Source organism: Acinetobacter sp. GRABPA_MV_2, from assembly GCF_056725885.1.
On record NZ_JBWZNA010000050.1, the window covers coordinates 1 to 2,138 of the forward strand.

The following is a 2,138-nucleotide window of genomic DNA, read 5'->3' on the forward strand; positions in this document are numbered from 1 at the left end:
TCTAGTGTGGACTTAACTCCCGAATTTGGGAATTTTAATCATCTTTCCCCAGATATTTTCTTCTATATTCAAGCACATCACTCGAAGTGAGTTCTTTGATGTGTTTTCTTATTAAAGCGTGAATTACATCGCTTTCTTTAATCTTCATCTTCCTTTCAATCATGATATCTAGGGTCTTTTTCTCGACCATTTCTGATTCTTCTTCTCTCAATCTCTGTGATATAGCCATTTGTGACACCGCTAAATGTAATAAGTGACAAATAATAATAAAATATGTTGATTTGTCACATGTGATATTGTATAAATCGCTTTAAATGTGATTTGTGACAAATAACAAATGTTAGATAAAATCGTTATGCACATACCTGTAGATGCTTCGCTAGTCGATATTGATAGTGAAGGTCGGTATTGCGTTTTCGGTTTTGATTTACTCGATATTGGTTTGAAATTTGGTTCTTATGATGTTTTTAAAGATGAAGACGGTAATGTTAAGCACCAAGTTTTAAGTCATGCATATTCAAGATTGCCGACTTCTTACACGAAGATGGCTTTTAAGTTTTTCCACGAAGGTAAAACTTATCCATATGTCGAGCTTAAAGCTAGTCCTGCGAAGATTCTTCAAGGGCACAACGTTTATGGATCAGATTGGATAGAGCAGGGTGCTCTTGAAATGCTTGGATATCTTGCTGAATCACATCCGACGCTTTACGGCATGTTAGCTATTGGGGAAACAGAAGTTAAACAACTAGATGCGACTTATTCAGCACGTTTACGTGATGACAATCAAGTAGCTCAAGTTATTGACTTTATGAGAAATATGTCTTCTAGACATATTCGCAAATCGGAGAAGCAAGTGGTTTATAAGAATACTGTTTACTTTGGTTCGGAACGTGGTAAACGTTTTGCCCGTAAAGTTTACGGTAAATCTTGTGAATTTCAGGCTCAGTTAGATGAGCAAATTAAACTTGCCAAGGCTAATGATAAAGCTGCTCAACGTGTAGTTAAAGTTATGTCTGATCCTGATTTGCTAGCCTTTACTAAAGGACTTTTACGTTTTGAAACAGGCATTAAAGCCTACGTTATGAAAGAACTCGGTATACCGACCAATTTATTTCAACTTATTCGTTATCAACGCTCTAACCCTAATTTTTTACGTGATCTTTGGATCAAAGCTAACTCTGAACTTTTTAAAGCCCTTGAGGGTACTGCCATGAAAGCTACTGACCACGATACTGTCTTTAATCATTTATGTTCTGTATATGCCAAGCGAACTGCCTTAGGTCGTGTTTCGCTTACTAAAGCTCGTAACTTGTTTACGTTTTATACAAACCTTGAAGTACATGGCTTTGAGGTTTTAAAGAAGCGTTATTCAGATACTCGTTTTTATGCAAATGTTGCTGATTTAGTAGCTGCAGGTTACTCAAAGGCATTCTTACAGAATCTTCATGTCGATTCTAAATCTAACGTTATTCCATTTCTCAAACTTGTTGAAATTAACTTTGAAAATCAAGTTCCTGACAACTTCATCGAACCAGTTTCTACTTTTAATCAGCGTGAATTAAAAATCGCTTAATAGGTGCTAAATATGTCTCAAATTATCTTTAAAGCAAAGCTTATCAATGTTGATCAAACTACAAATGAGAAAGGCTTAAACATGCGTTTAATCTTTGAATCTCAGCGTTATGACAAAGGTCTTGATCAGTGGGTTCCGTGTTCACAGAACGTGAAAGTCGTTGAAGATCATCACCATATGAAAGATTTCTATTTGTCTTATAAAGGCCGTGAAATCTATTTACCAATCGAAATGACAGCGATGGACCGCAACATTTTTTATAAGACAACTGGTGATGGACGACCGTTACAGGTTGAAGAAAAGAAAGCGACTGAGCTAAAAGCTTAATGTTATCAAATGCTTACTTATACGTCATGACGTATAATACGGCATTATGTTACTTGCCATGTTCGTTGACTAAAGACCCCGCGCTAGTGGGGTTTTTTGTCAATGATGCGACCATATCTACGCACTCGCATGGCATTTAACATCAGTGCTCATTATGCGAATTGGAAGGATAGGAAAGGGCGGGCAGCGACTCGTCGCGCCTGACCTTTCTGGGAGATTTTGAGAGAGGGCACACTGT

3 protein-coding genes are annotated in these 2,138 nt (G+C 37.1%); 2 read left to right on the forward strand and 1 reads right to left on the reverse strand.

Going from position 1 to position 2,138, the window contains the following annotated elements:
- Positions 1-34 precede the first annotated feature (34 nt).
- The gene (locus tag ACXM0J_RS18695; protein ID WP_125499572.1) at positions 35-229 is read right to left on the reverse strand and encodes a hypothetical protein; all 195 of its coding nucleotides are present in this window, start codon (positions 227-229) and stop codon (positions 35-37) included.
- A 108-nt stretch (positions 230-337) separates the two neighbouring features.
- On the opposite strand from ACXM0J_RS18695, the gene ACXM0J_RS18700 reads away from it, so the two are divergent.
- Positions 338-1,573 (forward strand): phage/plasmid replication protein, II/X family, encoded by a 1,236-nt coding sequence (locus ACXM0J_RS18700; RefSeq protein ID WP_125499570.1) that lies wholly within the window; start codon positions 338-340, stop codon positions 1,571-1,573.
- A 12-nt stretch (positions 1,574-1,585) separates the two neighbouring features.
- Positions 1,586-1,900: a hypothetical protein gene (locus ACXM0J_RS18705; protein WP_262470920.1), complete on the forward strand. Its 315-nt coding sequence runs from the start codon at positions 1,586-1,588 to the stop codon at positions 1,898-1,900.
- Positions 1,901-2,138 lie beyond the last annotated feature (238 nt).

Bases quoted from the DNA above. Each gene is read 5' to 3' on its own strand.
- ACXM0J_RS18695 (WP_125499572.1), bottom strand. From the start codon at position 229: ATGGCTATATCACAGAGATTGAGAGAAGAAGAATCAGAAATGGTCGAG.
- ACXM0J_RS18700 (WP_125499570.1), top strand. From the start codon at position 338: ATGTTAGATAAAATCGTTATGCACATACCTGTAGATGCTTCGCTAGTC.
- ACXM0J_RS18705 (WP_262470920.1), top strand. From the start codon at position 1,586: ATGTCTCAAATTATCTTTAAAGCAAAGCTTATCAATGTTGATCAAACT.